The organism is Parafrigoribacterium mesophilum (genome assembly GCF_039652555.1).
GTDB lineage: Bacteria > Actinomycetota > Actinomycetes > Actinomycetales > Microbacteriaceae > Parafrigoribacterium > Parafrigoribacterium mesophilum.
In genome coordinates, this window is record NZ_JBDJAF010000001.1 from 910580 (window position 1) to 926770 (window position 16191).

At 66.4% G+C, this 16191-nt stretch carries 18 protein-coding genes and 1 pseudogene; 11 read left to right on the plus strand and 8 right to left on the minus strand.

The window, feature by feature from the left end:
- The first annotated feature begins 102 nt into the window (after positions 1–102).
- Together ABFX56_RS04300 and ABFX56_RS04305 are read left to right on the plus strand one after the other, a co-directional pair.
- On the plus strand, positions 103–291 hold the full coding sequence (locus tag ABFX56_RS04300; protein WP_346232033.1) for a hypothetical protein: 189 nt from the start codon (positions 103–105) through the stop codon (positions 289–291).
- Between the two features lie 72 nt (positions 292–363).
- Positions 364–1836 (plus strand): aminopeptidase P family protein, encoded by a 1473-nt coding sequence (locus ABFX56_RS04305; RefSeq protein WP_346232034.1) that lies wholly within the window; start codon positions 364–366, stop codon positions 1834–1836.
- Positions 1837–1946: 110 nt separating this feature from the next.
- Here the strand turns inward: ABFX56_RS04305 and ABFX56_RS04310 are convergent, their stop codons facing one another.
- A complete protein-coding gene (locus ABFX56_RS04310; RefSeq protein ID WP_346232035.1) occupies positions 1947–2441 on the minus strand; it encodes a YflT domain-containing protein in 495 nt (164 codons plus the stop codon).
- Positions 2442–2477: 36 nt separating this feature from the next.
- On the opposite strand from ABFX56_RS04310, the gene ABFX56_RS04315 reads away from it, so the two are divergent.
- From ABFX56_RS04315 to ABFX56_RS04330, 4 genes are all read left to right on the plus strand, one after another.
- Positions 2478–3803 (plus strand): magnesium transporter MgtE N-terminal domain-containing protein, encoded by a 1326-nt coding sequence (locus ABFX56_RS04315; RefSeq protein WP_346232036.1) that lies wholly within the window; start codon positions 2478–2480, stop codon positions 3801–3803.
- Positions 3787–4290, plus strand: coding sequence for a DUF1003 domain-containing protein (locus ABFX56_RS04320; protein WP_346232037.1), 504 nt, complete (start codon positions 3787–3789; stop codon positions 4288–4290). Before ABFX56_RS04315 ends, ABFX56_RS04320 begins: the two co-directional genes overlap by 17 nt.
- Before the next feature lie 19 nt (positions 4291–4309).
- Entirely contained in the window at positions 4310–5431 is a 1122-nt protein-coding gene (locus tag ABFX56_RS04325) for a P-loop NTPase (protein ID WP_346232038.1), read from the plus strand.
- Between the two features lie 187 nt (positions 5432–5618).
- Positions 5619–6551 (plus strand): LysR family transcriptional regulator, encoded by a 933-nt coding sequence (locus ABFX56_RS04330; protein WP_346232039.1) that lies wholly within the window; start codon positions 5619–5621, stop codon positions 6549–6551.
- Positions 6552–6598: 47 nt separating this feature from the next.
- Here the strand turns inward: ABFX56_RS04330 and ABFX56_RS04335 are convergent, their stop codons facing one another.
- Positions 6599–6970: a twin-arginine translocase TatA/TatE family subunit gene (locus ABFX56_RS04335; RefSeq protein WP_346232040.1), complete on the minus strand. Its 372-nt coding sequence runs from the start codon at positions 6968–6970 to the stop codon at positions 6599–6601.
- 77 nt (positions 6971–7047) lie between these two features.
- On the opposite strand from ABFX56_RS04335, the gene ABFX56_RS04340 reads away from it, so the two are divergent.
- Together ABFX56_RS04340 and ABFX56_RS04345 are read left to right on the plus strand one after the other, a co-directional pair.
- The gene (locus ABFX56_RS04340; protein ID WP_346232041.1) at positions 7048–7680 is read left to right on the plus strand and encodes an O-methyltransferase; all 633 of its coding nucleotides are present in this window, start codon (positions 7048–7050) and stop codon (positions 7678–7680) included.
- Positions 7677–8132 (plus strand): NUDIX domain-containing protein, encoded by a 456-nt coding sequence (locus tag ABFX56_RS04345; RefSeq protein WP_346232042.1) that lies wholly within the window; start codon positions 7677–7679, stop codon positions 8130–8132. Before ABFX56_RS04340 ends, ABFX56_RS04345 begins: the two co-directional genes overlap by 4 nt.
- Positions 8133–8166: 34 nt before the next feature.
- Here ABFX56_RS04345 and ABFX56_RS04350 read toward each other — a convergent pair whose 3' ends face one another.
- Entirely contained in the window at positions 8167–8349 is a 183-nt protein-coding gene (locus ABFX56_RS04350) for a DUF3117 domain-containing protein (RefSeq protein WP_346232043.1), read from the minus strand.
- Between the two features lie 219 nt (positions 8350–8568).
- A complete protein-coding gene (gene dapE, locus ABFX56_RS04355) occupies positions 8569–9642 on the minus strand; it encodes a succinyl-diaminopimelate desuccinylase (RefSeq protein ID WP_346232044.1) in 1074 nt (357 codons plus the stop codon).
- Positions 9643–9702: 60 nt separating this feature from the next.
- On the opposite strand from dapE, the gene dapD reads away from it, so the two are divergent.
- Positions 9703–10692: a 2,3,4,5-tetrahydropyridine-2,6-dicarboxylate N-succinyltransferase gene (gene dapD, locus ABFX56_RS04360; protein WP_346232045.1), complete on the plus strand. Its 990-nt coding sequence runs from the start codon at positions 9703–9705 to the stop codon at positions 10690–10692.
- An 86-nt stretch (positions 10693–10778) separates the two neighbouring features.
- On the opposite strand, the gene ABFX56_RS04365 is transcribed toward dapD, so the two are convergent.
- The 4 genes from ABFX56_RS04365 to ABFX56_RS04380 are packed head-to-tail and all read right to left on the minus strand — an operon-like array spanning position 10779 to position 14817.
- Complete coding sequence (locus tag ABFX56_RS04365) at positions 10779–12074, minus strand: citrate synthase (protein ID WP_346232046.1); 1296 nt, start codon at positions 12072–12074, stop codon at positions 10779–10781.
- Positions 12075–12083: 9 nt separating this feature from the next.
- A complete protein-coding gene (gene dapC, locus ABFX56_RS04370; RefSeq protein ID WP_346233146.1) occupies positions 12084–13259 on the minus strand; it encodes a succinyldiaminopimelate transaminase in 1176 nt (391 codons plus the stop codon).
- A 2-nt stretch (positions 13260–13261) separates the two neighbouring features.
- Positions 13262–13588: a ferredoxin gene (fdxA, locus tag ABFX56_RS04375; RefSeq protein WP_346232047.1), complete on the minus strand. Its 327-nt coding sequence runs from the start codon at positions 13586–13588 to the stop codon at positions 13262–13264.
- Positions 13585–14817, minus strand: coding sequence for a PIG-L family deacetylase (locus ABFX56_RS04380; protein WP_346232048.1), 1233 nt, complete (start codon positions 14815–14817; stop codon positions 13585–13587). Before ABFX56_RS04380 ends, fdxA begins: the two co-directional genes overlap by 4 nt.
- An 88-nt stretch (positions 14818–14905) precedes the next feature.
- Between ABFX56_RS04380 and efeU the strand changes: the two genes are divergently transcribed.
- The gene (efeU, locus tag ABFX56_RS04385; RefSeq protein ID WP_346232049.1) at positions 14906–15796 is read left to right on the plus strand and encodes an iron uptake transporter permease EfeU; all 891 of its coding nucleotides are present in this window, start codon (positions 14906–14908) and stop codon (positions 15794–15796) included.
- Positions 15796–16179: pseudogene (locus tag ABFX56_RS04390) on the plus strand (cupredoxin domain-containing protein); the annotation flags it as partial. The gene efeU and the pseudogene ABFX56_RS04390, both read left to right, overlap by 1 nt.
- Between the last annotated feature and the right edge of the window lie 12 nt (positions 16180–16191).

Genomic DNA, 16191 nt, shown 5'->3' on the forward strand with positions numbered 1-16191 from the left:
TCGGTCAGAACTGGCCGATCGGTCAGTTTGTCAGCAAACTGACAGAATGGCACGACTGCCCAGTCGGAGTAGCCTGAACGGCACCAACCTGCGGAGGGAAAAATGCGAAAGTTTATCTTCAGCGGCACTGTGCTCAGCGCCGTTGTCGGCGGATGGAGCACGCTCCAGGCGACCCGCAAGGGACCCCGCGATTGGCGGACCGTCCTGATGTGGATCAGCTGGGGGCTCACCGTCGCCGTTGCCGTGGGCACCGTCAAGAAGAACGCAGAGACCCGCGAGTTGGAGCAATAACCCGGCGTCGAGCACGAGGCGGCAGAGTGCGTGAAATTTCGGCCGGGAGCCGCGCGGCGGCGACAATAGGGTATGGCCGAATCAAAAACCGACACCCGTAACACAAACCGCTCCACCACCCCGGTGTCCGAGACATTCAAGAAATACATCTCAGAAGACTGGGCGCCGCGCAGCGATGCCGTGCCGGAGCCGCGCGCATCAGCGGCGTTCGCGGCCCATCGTCGTCGGGAGCTCGGCGCGCTTTACCCGGGCAAGCGCATCGTGATCCCCGCCGGAGCCGCCAAGGTGCGCTCGAACGACACCGAGTACCCCTACCGCGCCCACTCCGGGTTCGCCCACCTCACCGGGTGGGGTTCGGACTGCGAACCTGGCGCCGTGCTCGTGATGGAGCCGGTGTCCGGTGGGGAACACGCGGCGACCGTGTACTTCCGCGAACGTGCGGACCGCAGCTCCGATGAGTTTTACGCGAATCCCGCCATCGGCGAGTTCTGGATCGGACCGCGCCCGTCTCTGGCCCAGGTGGCCGGAGACCTCGACATCCAGACCCGCGGCATCGCTGAATTCGACGCGGTGATCGATTCCGCGGATGCGAACACGCTTCTCGTGCGCGACGCGGACCGGGACATCACCGACCGCATCGACGGCGCCCGGTTGTTGTCCGCCGATTCGGCGGGAGTGAACCCCGACCAGGACCTGCAGTTGGCCCGGGATCTTTCCGAGTTGCGGCTGGTCAAGGATTCCTACGAGGTGGACCAGTTGCGTCTGGCTGTCGCGGCGACCAAGCAGGGGTTCGATGATGTGATCGCGGATCTGCCGACCGTGGTGGCGCACGCGAAGGGCGAGCGACTGGTCGAAGGCACTTTCAACCGCCGTGCCCGGGCAGAGGGCAACACCGTTGGCTACGATACGATCGCCGCGTCAGGGGAACACGCCTGCATCCTGCACTGGACCCGCAACGACGGTCCGGTCCGCGAGGGCGACTTGATTCTGCTCGACGCCGGGATCGAACTGGACAGCTACTACACCGCTGACATCACCCGCACCCTGCCGGTGAGCGGCACCTTCTCACCCACGCAGCGGCAGGTGTACGAGGCGGTGCGCGAGGCGGCGGACGCCGCGTTCGCGATCGTGAGGCCGGGCATCCGGTTTCGGGAGATCCACGCCGCGGCGATGGAGATCATCGCACACAAGACGGCGCAGTGGGGCATGCTTCCCGTGTCGGCAGAAGAGTCGATGAAGCCGGAGAACCAGTTCCATCGCCGCTACATGGTGCACGGCACGAGCCACCACCTGGGACTGGACGTGCACGACTGCGCGCAGGCCAGGCGCGACATGTACCTGGACGGCGTGCTTGAGGCGGGCATGGTGTTCACGATCGAGCCGGGACTGTATTTCCAGCCCGACGACCTCACCGTGCCCGAGGCGTTCCGCGGTATCGGCGTGCGCATCGAAGACAACATTCTCGTGACGACGGATGGCGCGGAGAACCTCTCCATCGGCATCCCACGCACTGCGGAAGATGTGGAGTCCTGGTTGGCTCGCTAGCCTCTGAACGCACTCGCCCCCGGTGGTCGAGCCCCGTCGAGACCCCGGTCACCTTCTGGGATCTCGACAAGTTCGATCACCGGGGGCCTACGGGACACGCAGACGCTTGTCTACTCCGCCAGCGGCCGCGAAAGCACCTCTTGTGCACGTATGGTCAGCGACGAGTCCACGATGATCTCATACCGGCCGGCGATCACCTGGTGGATCGACGTGAAGTCGCGGCGACGACGACCCATCGTGTAGGCGACGATCTGGAACAACATCCCGAAGCCCGCCCCGATGATCGCGGCGGCCCCCACGTACACGATCGCGTTGGGGGTCGACGAGAACATGAACATGAGCAGGCCGAAGAACAGGCCGATCCAGGCACCGCTTGCCGCGCCGCCGAGAGCCGCGCGGCCGTAAGTGAGCTTGCCGGTGACCCGCTCAACGGTCTTGAGATCGCTGCCGACGATCGACACCTGCTTGACCGGGAACTCCGCTTTCGCGAGCTTGTCCACCACCGCTTGCGCGTCGAGATAGGTATCGTAAGTGCCCAGCACGTCCCCGGTCGGCAGGGTCGGAAACACCTGACCACGCCGCCGAAAAGGGCTTTGATTGCTCACCGCGTTATTCTCCCATGCCCAGACTAGGGTTGTACCGTGAGCGCCACCAGAGTCTTCGCCGCCCGGCTGGCCGGGTGTTCCGTTTTCGACCCCGCCGGCGACAAGGTCGGCCGGGTCCGCGACGTTCTCGTCGTCTACCGGCGCAAGAACTCCCCCCGGGTGGTCGGGCTGGTTGTCGAGGTCCCTGGTCGGCGTCGGGTGTTTGTCTCGATCGGCCGCGTAACGAGCATCGGCTCGGGCCAGATCATCACCACGGGCCTGATCAATCTGCGCCGATTCGAGCAGCGCGGCGGCGAGGTGCGCATCATCGCCGAGATTCTCGGCCGCAAGGTTGCCCTGGTCGACGGCAGCGGCACCGCGACCATCGAAGACGTCGCCCTGGAGCAGGGGTCGACAGGAGAATGGGCGGTGACCGACCTGTTCGTGCGACGCCCGAAGTCGAGCCCGTCGCCGTTCGCCAAGGGCCATACGTTGTTCGTGCACTGGGGCGACGTGCGGGAGAACGCAGCGAAGGGCGAGGCGCAGTCCGCAAGCCAACTGCTGGCCACCTACGAAGACCTCCTGCCCGCCGACCTGGCCAACACTCTCCTCGACCTGCCCGAGCCCCGGATGCTGGAAGTGGCGGAGGAACTGTCCGACGAGCGGCTGGCCGACGTGCTCGAGGAGATGCCGGAAAGCGAGCAGGTGGGCATCATCAACCACCTGGGCGACGCGCGCGCGGCCGACGTGCTCGATCAGATGCAGCCGGATGACGCGGCCGATCTCATTGCGCAACTGCCGGATGACCGCGGTGAGGCGCTGCTGACCCTGATGCAGCCCGAGGAAGCCGACGACGTGCGGATGCTGCTGCTCTACGCGCCGGACACCGCCGGCGGTCTGATGACCACCGACCCGATCATCGTGTCGGCCGACGCGACGGTGGCCGAAGGCCTCGCCCTGATCCGCCGCTACGACCTGGCCCCCGCGCTCGGCGCCGCCGTGTGCGTCACCTTGCCGCCGTACGAGCCGCCCACCGGACGGTTCCTCGGCATGGCGCACTTCCAGCGGATGCTGCGCTACCCGCCCATGGAGCGACTCGGTACGCTGGTCGACCAGAAGCTCGAACCGGTGCAGGCCAGCGCCTCCGCTGCCGAAGTGGCCCGCATCCTGGCCGCATACGACCTCGTGTCCGTGCCCGTGGTCGACACCAACCACCGACTGGTCGGGGTGGTGACAATTGACGATGTCCTCGACTATCTACTGCCGGATGACTGGCGAAGTCACGACGAAGACGAACCGGCGAATCTGGTTCGCGCCGACACCAGCCCGCTGACCATAGCCGAAGCAACAGGAAGGAGGAACGTCAATGGCCCGTCGCACTGAAGTCAGGCTCGATTCGCCCAAGGGGCTGCGCACCTCTTTCGTTCCCCGCTTCGGGGAACCCAGTGACCGGTTCGGTCGCTTCACCGAAGGCGTCGCGCGCGCGATGGGCACGCCGTGGTTCCTGTTGTTCCTCACGGTGTTCTGTGCGCTCTGGCTCACCTACAACGTGTTGGCCCCCGGGCCGTGGCGGTTCGACTCCGCCGCCAACGGATTCACCGCCCTCACCCTGATGCTGTCGTTGCAGGCGTCCTACGCCGCGCCGCTCATCCTGCTCGCCCAAAACCGACAGGACGACCGGGACCGCGTGCAGATCGAACAGGACCGGCAGCGTTCGGAGCGTAATCTCGCCGACACCGAGTTCCTCGCCCGCGAGGTGGTCGCTCTGCGCGTTGCCGTGCGGGAGCTGGCGAGCCGCGACTTCATCCGAGCGGAGCTGAGAGCCTTGCTTGAGGAACTCGACAGGGATGAGGAGTCTGTGACGGAGTGATCCCGTCCCGCCCGCATCGATGAACCCACCGCACGAAGTGATCCCGCCCGGACTGGAGGGTCTCGAAGCCGATGTCTGGCGTGCGCTGAGCCAGGTCGTGGACCCCGAGATCCGCAAGCCGATCACCGGCCTGGACATGGTCAACGAGATCACGGTGACGGACGCCGGCGCAGCCACCGTGGGCGTCAAACTGACGATCGTCGGATGCCCGGCCTCGCGCAAGATCGAAACCGACGTCACCGCGGCCGTGGCGGCAGTGCCGGGCATCAGCTCGGTCACGGTGGACATCGCGGTGATGTCCCGTGCCGAACGCACCGCACTGACCGAGAAACTGCACGGCACGAAGCGGGGCACCCAATTCGGGCCGGACTCCCCCACCACGATCTACGCGATCACCAGCGGCAAGGGAGGCGTGGGCAAGTCGACGATCACCGCCAATCTCGCGGTCGCGCTGGCCGAGAAGGGTCTCGCGGTCGGCATCCTCGACGCGGACGTGTTCGGCTTCTCCATCCCCGGCATCCTAGGGCTGGTGCATGACGGCGTCGCCGCGAAACCGACGCGCGTCGGGGACATGATTCTGCCGCCGATCAGTTACGAGGTCAAGGTCATTTCGATCGGCATGTTCCTCGGTCCGTCGACCGGTTCAGGGAGCGGCGCCGCGGTCGCCTGGCGTGGGCCCATGCTGCACCGCACCATCTCGCAGTTCCTCACCGATGTCTACTTCGGCGAACTGGACATTCTGCTGCTCGACCTGCCGCCCGGAACCGGCGATATCGCGATCTCGGTCGGCCAGTTGCTACCGCACGCTCAGGTGATCGTCGTGACGACACCGCAGCCCGCTGCGGCCGATGTGGCCGAGCGCAGTGGAATCGTCGCCAGGCAGACCGGCCAGAGCGTGCTCGGCGTGGTGGAGAATATGGCCGGTCTCGTGCAGGCGGACGGAAGCGTGCTCGACCTGTTCGGCTCTGGCGGCGGGGCCGCGGCGGCGGAACGGCTCGGCGTTCCGGTCCTCGCGTCTGTGCCGCTCAGCGTGGCTCTGCGGGTGGGCGGGGATGCCGGGGCGCCGGTGGTGCTCACACAACCCGAGGACCCGGCATCGGTCGCCATCCGCGCGTTAGCGGACCGGCTCGCGACCCGCTAGCGGCGGGTGGGGACGCGACGGTAACCGTCGCGTCCGGCGACGGTGACGGTCCCAACGACCGAAGCGATAAGAACGATGAAAAGGCCGAGTGCCATGGTGCCTTGCTCCTTGCTGTCTCCTCCATTGCACCCGAGTTAACCAATAAGCACAATCGAATGTTTCTACACCAATCGTGTAGCTTTACTACATGGACGTGCGACGGTTGGAACTGCTGCGCGAGCTCGCAGAGCGCGGCAGTATCACCGCGGTTGCGCGGGCGACCTCCCGCACCGCATCCGCGGTCTCGCAACAGCTCAAACTGCTCGAACGGGAGGCAGGAACCCCGCTGACCGAGCGGTCCGGGCGCGGGGTCGTGCTCACCGTCGCGGGCCGGATGCTCGCCCAGACGGCGACGGACGTGGCAGTGGCGTTGGAGCGCGCCTCGGCGGTGTGGACGGAATTCACGCACGCACCCAGCGGCGAAGTCACGCTGGCGACCTTCCCCACCGCGGGGCAGATGTTCCTCCCCGGGTTGCTGACCGCTGTTGCCGCGATCCCTGGACTCGAGTTGGTGTGCACCGACCGCGACCCGGCGATGCTGGAATTCGCCGACCTCACCTCGGACTTCGATGTGGTGCTCGCGTACACGCTGGAAGGCCCGCGGAGCTGGAGCAAGCGGGCGCTCACCGCGGTGCCGCTGATGAGTGAACCACTGGACATTGCGTTGTCGCCGCACCACCGGCTGGCCGGCAAGACGAAACTCACCGCAGCGGACGTGGTTGACGAGGAATGGATCGGCGTTCCCGTGGGGTTTCCGTTCGACCGGGTCATGCTGGAGATCGAAAGTCTCACCGGGCGGCCCGCGAACGTGATTCAGCGCTTCAGCGACACCCGAGTCACCGAGGCGCTGGTCGCATCCGGCCACGGTCTCGCGCTGGTCCCCCGCTACACGGCTCACGGGGTGGGCGAGCGCCTGCTCGAGCTTCGTCCGCTGGTGGGAGTGCGAGCGGTGCGGGACATCGTCGCTCTCGTGCGTCCCGACCGCGCCGAGCGGCCGTCGGTGCGGGCGGTACTCACGGCGCTGCGCCGGCAGGCGGCCCTGGTCGCCGAGCGGCACGCCGAGAGTTTCCGTTCCGGCTGACTGTGCCTGTTGCGCCGGGCACACTTAGCCGGAACGGACACAATTGCTTAGGTTGCCTCGCTGTCGAAGGGCGCAGTCTGCCCGGCATCCTTCAGTTTGCGCAGCGCCGCCGAGGCGGACTCCGCCGCCTCGCGCTCCACGGCCTTGGGAAATGCCGGCCCGTCGTCGTCGTCCAGCAGTGCCTCACGGATGATCCGCCGTGGGTCGTACTGGCGCGGGTCGAGTTTCTTCCAATCGACCTCGTCGAAATCCGGGCCCATTTCCTCGCGCATCCGGCCCTTGGCATCCTCGGCCATCCGGCGCAGCGACTTCACGAAGCGCGCGAACTGGGCTGTGTAGTGCGGAAGACGCTCTGGCCCAAGCAGAAACACCGCGATCACGGCAATCACGAGAAGCTTGTCGAAGGTCAACCCGAACATCAGTTCAGACTAACCGTTGCAGCGCGCCACGGCGTCCTGTGCCGGCATCTCGCCTACGCTGGAGACGAGGAGACAGCGTGACATACAAGCAATTGAACTGGAAGTTCGCGGAAGAGTTCGTCGCCGAGCGGCCGGACATCGCGGGCGTTCGGCAGCACGCCCTCGAACTGGGAGTGGAAGCGATCTCCCCGGCGATGGGAGCACAGGTCGCGGTGCTCGCCGCGGCGACCGGCGCGTCGAACATCATCGAGATCGGTACCGGCCTCGGTGTGAGCGGGCTGTGGTTGTTCAGCGGTGCCCCGCACGCCATGCTCACCTCGATCGACACCGAGAACGATTATCAATCCAGCGCCCGACGTGCGTTCCTCACGGCGGGAATTCCGGCGAACCGAGTACGGTTGATCGCCGGACGCGCCCAGGATGTTCTGCCCAGGATGAACGAGCAGTCCTACGATCTCGTGCTCGTGGATGCCGACCCCGGGTCGGTCCTGGAATACGTCGAACACGGCATCCGGCTGGTCCGTCCCGGCGGCACCGTGCTGGTCGCACACGCGCTGTGGCGAGGGCGGGTAGCCGACCCCGCGCACCGAGACGACACGGTGGCGGTGTTTCGAACGCTCCTGGGCGAGATCGCGGACTCCGACGCCGTGATCAGTGCACTGTCCCCGGTGGGCGACGGACTGCTTCAGATCACCCGAGTGGCAGAGTGATCGATCGTTTCCAGGTCGTGCCTGCGGCCTACGTCATATTTCGCCGCAACTCCAAGGTGCTCCTGCAACTGCGCAAGAACACCGGCTACCGAGACGGACACTGGGCCGCGGGAGCCGCTGGACACGTCGAAGCCGATGAGTCGGTACTGGCGGCCGCCTGCCGTGAGGCGGCCGAAGAATTGGGCGTCGTCATCGCACCGGGCAATCTGACGCCGCTGACGACGATGCACCGCAGCCACGGCAATCATCAGCCGATCGACGAGCGTGTGGACTTTTTCTTCCAATGCACGACGTGGCAGGGCGAGCCGCGCTTGATGGAGTCGTCGAAGTCGGCGGCGCTCACCTGGTTCGATCTCCAGGCGCTACCCAACCCGGTCGTCCCGCACGAACTCGTCGTGTACGAATTGTTGCGAGACGGCACCGTCCCGCCGATTCTGACCTTCGGCTTCTAGAAGGCACCTTTCGGGTGCGTCCCTGGCGAGGCGCCTACTTCGTCGCCGCCGCTGCGACAACTCCGGCAAGAGCGTCGTGAAGTTCCTTCGCCTCGGCATCGTTGACCGAAACCACCAGACGACCGCCACCTTCCAGCGGCACGCGTACGATAATCAGGCGACCCTCCTTTACAGCCTCCATTGGGCCGTCACCGGTCCTCGGTTTCATGGCTGCCATGAGTAGTCCCCTTTCGTTGTCCTTCATCTATTATCCCGCATTTTTTCTGCTCTCGGGAATACCGACCGTTCCGTGCGATGTGGGTGAACCGCTAAGAAGTGCGTCACGCGCGCCGCAGACCCTAGTCGTTGCCTGACTTTTTGGCCGCGGATGACACTGGGAGCGCGGCAATAAAAAAGACCACAATTAAGAGCTCGCGCGAGGAGTCCTCGACTGGGATTAGGCGCTGAGCCAGGCCCGCAGCCCCCGTTCGCACCGCGTGATCTGCTCGATGTCGACGCGCTCGTCGTCGGCGTGGGCTTTGAGTGGGTCTCCAGGTCCGTAATTGACGGCCGGGATGCCGAGGGCCGCAAAGCGAGCGACATCCGTCCAACCGTATTTCGGGTTCGCCGTGCCGCCGACCGCCGCGACGAACTGCCTGGCGAGCGGCGCATCCAGTCCCGGTCGTGCGCCCTCGGCCACGTCGACCACGGTCGTCTCGAACCCGTCGAATACCTCGCGCACGTGGGCGATGGCCTCCTGTGCCGACCGGCTCGGGGCAAAACGATAGTTCACGTGGACGACGCACTGGTCGGGGATGACGTTGCCTGCGACGCCGCCGGAGATACGCACGGCGTTGAGTCCTTCTCGGTACACCAGGCCGTCCACCTCGACCTGCCGCGGCACATAGCCGGCCAGCGCGGTGAGGATCGGCGCCGCGGCGTGGATGGCATTGCGGCCCACCCAGGCCCGTGCGGAGTGCGCCCGCAGCCCGCGCGTCTGCACGTCGACGCGGAGGGTGCCGTTGCAACCACCCTCGACCTGGGAGTTGGTGGGCTCCCCGAGGATCGCAAAATCGCCGGTGAGCAGCTCGGGGCGGCTGGCCGCGATCCGCCCGAGCCCGTTGAGGTCAGAGGAAACCTCTTCATGGTCGTACCAGATCCAGGTGAGGTCCACCACCGGCGAGACCAATTCCGCGGCGAGCTTGAGCTGGACGGCGACCCCCGCCTTCATGTCGACGGTGCCGCGCCCCCACAGCCAATCCCGTCCGTCGTCGGTCTCGCGGCGCGTTGGCAGATTGCCGTTCACCGGCACGGTGTCCAGGTGCCCGGCGATGACCACGCGCTGCGGGCGGCCGAGCATGGTTCGGGCGACGATCGTGTCGCCGTCGCGCACCACGTTCAGGTGGTCGAGTTCGGACAGGGCCGTCTCAACGGCATCCGCCAGCGCCGTCTCATTGCCGGACACCGACTCGATGTCGCACAGTGCCCTGGTGAGCTCGACCGAGGATTCGGACAGGTCGAGGGCGCTCATCCGGTCAGCCTATCCGCACCGCGTGCCCGATCACGCGGTGCGCGCCGATAACCTGGACAGATGACGAACGCGTGGGGCTATGGGCTGGCAACGGTGGCGGGCAACGGTACCGTTTTGGACACCTGGTTCCCCTCCCCGGCGCTGGGCGCGATACCGCACGGCCGTGACCGGAACATCGCCCCGTCCGAGCTGGAAGCCATGCTCGGCGCCGATCCGCGTCGGAACGTGACCATCGACTTCGTCACCGTGGCGGTCGACACGGACGCGGCCCCGGTCTCGACCTCGGATGTCTACTTCAGGCTGCACCTGCTCAGCCACCTGCTGATGCGGCCGAATACGGTGAACCTGGACGGGATCTTCTCCCTGCTGCCGACCGTGGTGTGGACCAACGCCGGCCCGGTGCATCCGGAGGACTTCGCGAGGCTGCGGCGTCCTCTGCAACGGCAGGGCATCGCCGCCTATGGAGTGGACAAGTTCCCGCGTCTGCTCGACTACGTAAGCCCCGCGGGGGTGCGCATCGCGGATGCTGCACGGGTGCGGCTGGGCGCGCATCTCGCTCCAGGCACCACGGTCATGCACGAGGGTTTCGTGAACTTCAACGCGGGCACCCTCGGCGCCTCGATGGTCGAAGGGCGGATCTCGCAGGGCGTGGTGATCGGCAACGGCACCGACATCGGCGGCGGCGCCTCTATCATGGGCACGCTCAGCGGCGGCGGAACCCAGCGCATTGAGGTCGGGGAACGCGCGCTGCTCGGGGCAAACTCAGGCATCGGCATCTCGATCGGCGACGACACCGTGGTGGAGGCGGGCCTCTACGTGACCGCGGGCACCAAGGTGGTGCTGATCGACCCGACGGCAGATTCCGCCGAGGCCGGATCCGGCCGGCCCCAGCCAAGCCGGCCCACACCAGGCCAGCCCAGGGTCGTCAAGGCCGCCGAGTTGTCCGGGCTCGCCAACCTGTTGTTCCGCCGCAACTCGGTCACGGGAGCAGTCGAGGTGCTCCCGCGTTCCGGTGCCGGCATCGAGCTGAACGCTGCGCTGCACGCCTGACCCGCCGCCACCGATACCTTTTCGGACAAGGCGGCCCGCCGCGGCGGGCTCACTCGTCCGAAAAGGTATCGCTCGCGGGGTGGTGCCTAGCGCGGGAAGGTGCGCTCCGGGAAACCCGTATACAACTGCTGGGGACGACCGATCTTCATCGCCGGGTCCGCGTTCATCTCGCGCCAGTGCGCGATCCAGCCCGGCAGCCGGCCGATCGCGAACAGCACGGTGAACATCCGGGTCGGGAAGCCCATCGCCTTGTAGATGACTCCGGTGTAGAAGTCCACGTTCGGGTAGAGCTTGCGTTCGATGAAATAGTCGTCGGCGAGGGCGACGGATTCGAGCTCCTTCGCGATCTCCAACAGGTCGTCCTTCACTCCGAGTGCCTGGAGTACCTCGTCGGCGCTCTCCTTCACGAGGCGGGCGCGTGGGTCGAAGTTCTTGTAGACGCGATGCCCGAAGCCCATCAGCCGGACGCCCTGCTCCTTGTTCTTGACTCGCTCCACGTATTTCTCGACGCTCTGACCGGACTGCTTGATCTCGCCGAGCATGGTCAGCACCGCCTCGTTCGCGCCGCCGTGCAACGGCCCATAAAGCGCGTTGATCCCCGCGGAAATGGAGGCGAACATGTTGGCCTCGGTCGAGCCGACCAGGCGCACCGTTGAGGTGGACGCGTTCTGCTCGTGGTCTTCGTGCAGGATGAGCAGCCGCTCCAGCGCCCGGCTCAGCACCGGATTCACTTCGTACGGCTCGGCCATCGTGCCGAAGTTCAGCTTCAAGAAATTGTCGACGAAACTCAGGCTGTTGTCGGGGTACAGGAACGCCTGGCCGAGGCTCTTCTTGTGCGCGTACGCGGCGATGATCGGCAGTTTGGCCAGAAGCCGGATCGTGGACAGCTCAATCTGCTCCGGGTCGTGCACGCTGAGCGAGTCTTCGTAGAACGTCGACAGCGCCGACACGGCGCTGGAGAGGATCGGCATCGGATGCGCGTTGCTCGGAAGCGCGTCGAAGAACCGGCGCAGATCCTCGTGCAGCAGCGTGTGCCGCCGCACGCGCTCCTCGAAACCCTGGAGCTCGGCCGGGGTGGGCAGCTCGCCATAGATCAGAAGCCAGGCCACCTCGAGGTACGTGGACTTCGCCGCGAGGTCCTCGATTGCGTAGCCCCGATAGCGCAGGATGCCGGCGTCACCGTCGATGTAGGTGATCGCGCTGCGAGTCGGCGCGGTGTTGACGAACCCGTAATCCAGTGACGTGTATCCGGTCGCGTGTCTCAGCGATGAGATATTGATGCCCGAAGGACCATCCACACTTTGTTCGATCGGTAACTCGGTGCTTCCACCGGGATAGAGCAGAGTCGCCTTCTGGGCGTCGTGGTTGGCAGCATCGTTCACCCCTACAGCCTAATTGGCGCGGGGGTCGACCGTGACATCTGCCAAAACATCGCGACTTTTGTTGGCAAGTGTGCCCAATCGGCGGGTGGCCACGCCGATTCGCTCATCAGATGCGGTGAGTGCGACGCGCACGTGGCGAGAATTTTCCTCACCGTAGAAGGTCCCGGGCACGACGAGGATACCCAGCTCGGCCATGGCTGCCACGGTGTCCCAAGCGTCCTCGCCCCGGGTCGCCCACAGGTACAGTCCGGCTTCACTTTGGTCGATGCGGAAACCCGCCGCCTGCAGTGCCGGCGCCAGAAGCGCCCGCCGGCGCCGGTAGATCTCCTTTTGGGCGGCCACGTGATCGTCGTCCGACAGTGCCGCCACCATCGCCGCCTGCACTGGCGCCGGTGGGATCAATCCGAGGTTCCGTCGCACGCCGAGGATTTCGGCGATCAGTTCGTCTCCTCCGGCGACGATCCCGGCGCGGTAGCCCGCGAGGTTGGACTGCTTGCTCAGGGAGTAAACGGCGAGCACACCCCGACGGTCGGTTCCGGTGACCCGATCGTCGAGGATCGACACGGTGGAGTCGGCCTCCCAGGCCAGTTCGGCGTAGCACTCGTCGCTCACGATGACGGCTCCCAGCTCGCGGGCCCGCTCCACCGCCACGCGGAGTTGATCGATTCCCAGCACCCGTCCGTCGGGATTGCCAGGACTGTTGAGCCAGACCAGTGCGGTGTTCGGCGGCCAGTGGGCCGGATCATCGCCGGTGTGCACCGACGCCCCGGCGAGCGCGGCACCGACCGCGTAGGTGGGGTAGGCCAGTTCGGGCTGCACCACGACATCTCCCGGGCCCAGTCCCAGCCACAGCGCGAGCCCGGCGATCAGTTCCTTGGAACCGATGGTCGGCATCACCTCCGCCGCCGTCAGCCCGGGAACGCCGCGACGCCGCTGGAACCAGTCGACGATCGCCGCGCACAGCTGCGCGCTGCCCGCCGTCTGCGGATACGCGTGTGCATCCGCGGCGGCCGTCAGCGCATCACGGATGACCACCGGCGTCGGATCGATCGGCGAGCCGACGGACAGGTCGACGATTCCGTCAGGATGCGCCCGGGCGCGCACCGCGAAGGCGGACAGCGAATCCCAGGGAAAGCTCGGAAGTCCAAGCCCCGCCCGGGAACCCCGGTCAGTGCGCGCCGACAGGGTCAGACTCCTGCTGTTTGCGGCGGCAACACGGCCACGATCGGGTGGTCCTTGTGGATGATGCCCAGCTTCGATGCACCACCGGGCGATCCAAGGTCATCGAAGAACTCGACGTTGGCCTTGTAGTAGTCGGCCCACTGCGATGGAAGGTCGTCTTCGTAGTAGATCGCCTCGACCGGGCATACCGGCTCGCACGCGCCGCAGTCCACGCACTCGTCGGGGTGGATGTACAGCATCCGGTCGCCCTCGTAGATGCAATCCACCGGGCACTCATCGACACAGGCTCGGTCTTTCACATCGACACACGGAAGCGCGATGACGTAGGTCACGGTGGAGAATTCCCTTCGGATGCTGCTGCAGTCCCCACATTACCGTTGGATGCCTGCGTCGGGGCCGAAAAGCTCCTGCGCCAGGCGCCGGTGCGGACGGCCCGCGGCCAGCCCAGCACGATGAGCGCGATGATGGGCGCCCCGAAGCTCCAGCCGAAGCCCACCGGGTTCCCCGGCACGAGCACGGAACCGCCCGTCGACATCAGGGAGAGCAGCCCCACCGACGTCAGCACACCGAGCGCGGCCAACGACGGCAGCAGCCGGTTGCCGAAAACCAATCGGAGCCCCGCGAGCAACGCGGCGACCAGAACCAGCCCCGCGATGACTCCGGCCGGCACCTGTACACCCCACACCGGAACGGCCGCCTGATGGTTCACCGTGGCGAGCGCACCGACGGCGGCGCCGGTCACCAGAGCGAGGAGGCAACCCGCGATCTTCCCGCCGAGCCGCTGCTCCTCCCATACGCCGGGCACCGCGGCATCCGGAAAGACTCTGAAGTACCGTTCTTGCGAGGCGATCGGCAGACTGGGCCCGCTGGACAGCGCGTATCGGTCTCCCGCAACGGTGACCTGGCTCAGGTAGGCGCGAAGTGCCTCCGTCTTGCGCCCGGTTTGAGCTGACACGTCGACGGCGAGCCCGCCCCGATGGTGCGCGGTGGGCGGCTCGATCGCGTAAAACGGAACATCCATGGCCTCGGCGGCCCGCCGCGCGGCCTGGTGGGCGCGGACGTGATCGGGATGGCCGTAGCCGCCGGTGGCATCGTAGCTCACGACCACGTCGATGTCGGCTTGGACAATCACCGCGGCGATGTCCGCCACCACCTCGTCCAGTGCTGCCGCGCACAGCGTTCCCGCGCCGATGGTCTCCAACGCGACGGCACCATGCTCGCCCCACCTCATTCCGGAGTCCAGATACCGTCGCGGATCGCGATTTGCCCATCGGGCCGACGGATCACCGAGGAAACGATGGTCACTCACGCCGAGGATGTGCATGGCACGGTTCAGTTCCTCGGTACGGAACCGGGCCAGTTCGTCTCCGGAGCCTTCGAGGTGCTTGAACTCGTCGAGGATGACCTCTCCCAGTTCCCCGCGGGTACAGGTGAGCACCGTCACCACCGAACCGAGGTCGACGAGCTTGGCGATGGTGCCGCCGGTCGTGATCGTCTCGTCATCCGGGTGCGCATGGACGAACAGCACCCGCTGCGGCCGCTGGGAAAGTTGTTCCTGCACACTGGACAGACTAAGCGGCCAACGGTAACATTCTGAATGTAAGGGTAGCCTTACCAACTCCATTCTGCTTCCCCCCCGATTGGCTCCCGTGATCGCAAACCTCCTCATCGGCCTGCGCGAAGGTCTTGAGGCAGCACTCGTGATCGGCATCCTGGTCGCCTACGTGGTGAAAATTCGGCGTCGGGACGTACTGGGGCGGATCTGGCTCGGCGTCGGCCTCGCGGCGGTGATCTCCCTGGCCATCGGCGGCGTGCTGACCTTCGGTGCCTATGGCCTCAGCTTCCGCGCGCAGGAGCTCGTCGGCGGCAGCCTGTCCATCTTCGCGGCGGGCTTCGTCACCTGGATGATCTTCTGGATGCTGCAGACCTCCCGCACCCTCAGCCGACAGTTGCGCGGCGACATCGACCGCAACCTCGACGGCGCGGGCTGGGGGCTCGTCTTCGTCGCCTTCCTGGCAGTGGGTCGCGAGGGGATCGAGACCGCAGTGTTCATCTGGGCGGCCGTGCAAGCCACCGGGACATCCACCCTGCCGGTGCTCGGTGCCACGATCGGCATCGCCGCCGCGATCGTGCTCGGCTGGCTCATCTACCGAGGAATCGTGAGAATCGACCTCGGCAAATTCTTCGCCTACACCGGGATGTTCCTCATCGTCGTAGCCGGCGGCGTGCTGGCCTACGGCGTGCATGATCTGCAGGAGGCCGGCTTCCTGCCCGGCCTCCACGATCTGGCATTCAATGTCAGTGCCGCCGTGCCCCCGGACAGCTGGTACGGCACCGTGCTCAAGGGCACCGTCAACTTCTCCCCGGCGACCACCTGGCTTCAAGCCGTGGTGTGGGTCTGCTACGTCGTCCCGGTCACCGCCGTCTTCGTCTCCATCCTGCGCCGCCACAAGCCGGCTGCCGCAATCGAACCACCGGCGCCGGCGACGGCCGCGCCCGCCTCGGGAGCGACCAACCTCATCACCGGGAGAACACAATAATGCACACAGCACGCCGAGCCGTTTTCATCATGGCGGCTGGTGCGATGGTGGCTGTCGCGATGACGGGTTGTGTGCCGAACAATGTCGCTGACCCCGCAGAGGCGACAACCCTCACCGTGGACAGCAGTGCGGACGCCTGCGCCGTCTCCGGCGATACTGCGCCGAGCGGCACCGTGGTGTTCGCGGTGACCAACAGCGGCGACGCGGTCACCGAGTTCTACCTGCTCGCATCCGACGGGCAGCGCGTCGTGGGCGAGGTCGAGGACATCGGCCCGGGAACCACACGCAACCTCACCGTGCACGCGCAGCCCGGCGACTACTTCACAGTGTGCAAACCGGGCATGACCGGCGAGGGCATCGACCGCTCGCCGTTCACGGTGACCGACTAGGAGTCT

Bases quoted from the DNA above. Each gene is read 5' to 3' on its own strand.
- ABFX56_RS04300 (WP_346232033.1), top strand. From the start codon at position 103: ATGCGAAAGTTTATCTTCAGCGGCACTGTGCTCAGCGCCGTTGTCGGC.
- ABFX56_RS04335 (WP_346232040.1), bottom strand. From the start codon at position 6,970: ATGTTCGGGTTGACCTTCGACAAGCTTCTCGTGATTGCCGTGATCGCG.
- dapE (WP_346232044.1), bottom strand. From the start codon at position 9,642: ATGAGCGCCCTCGACCTGTCCGAATCCTCGGTCGAGCTCACCAGGGCA.
- ABFX56_RS04350 (WP_346232043.1), bottom strand. From the start codon at position 8,349: ATGGCAGCCATGAAACCGAGGACCGGTGACGGCCCAATGGAGGCTGTA.
- ABFX56_RS04325 (WP_346232038.1), top strand. From the start codon at position 4,310: ATGAACCCACCGCACGAAGTGATCCCGCCCGGACTGGAGGGTCTCGAA.
- ABFX56_RS04320 (WP_346232037.1), top strand. From the start codon at position 3,787: ATGGCCCGTCGCACTGAAGTCAGGCTCGATTCGCCCAAGGGGCTGCGC.
- dapD (WP_346232045.1), top strand. From the start codon at position 9,703: ATGACGAACGCGTGGGGCTATGGGCTGGCAACGGTGGCGGGCAACGGT.
- ABFX56_RS04330 (WP_346232039.1), top strand. From the start codon at position 5,619: ATGGACGTGCGACGGTTGGAACTGCTGCGCGAGCTCGCAGAGCGCGGC.
- ABFX56_RS04305 (WP_346232034.1), top strand. From the start codon at position 364: ATGGCCGAATCAAAAACCGACACCCGTAACACAAACCGCTCCACCACC.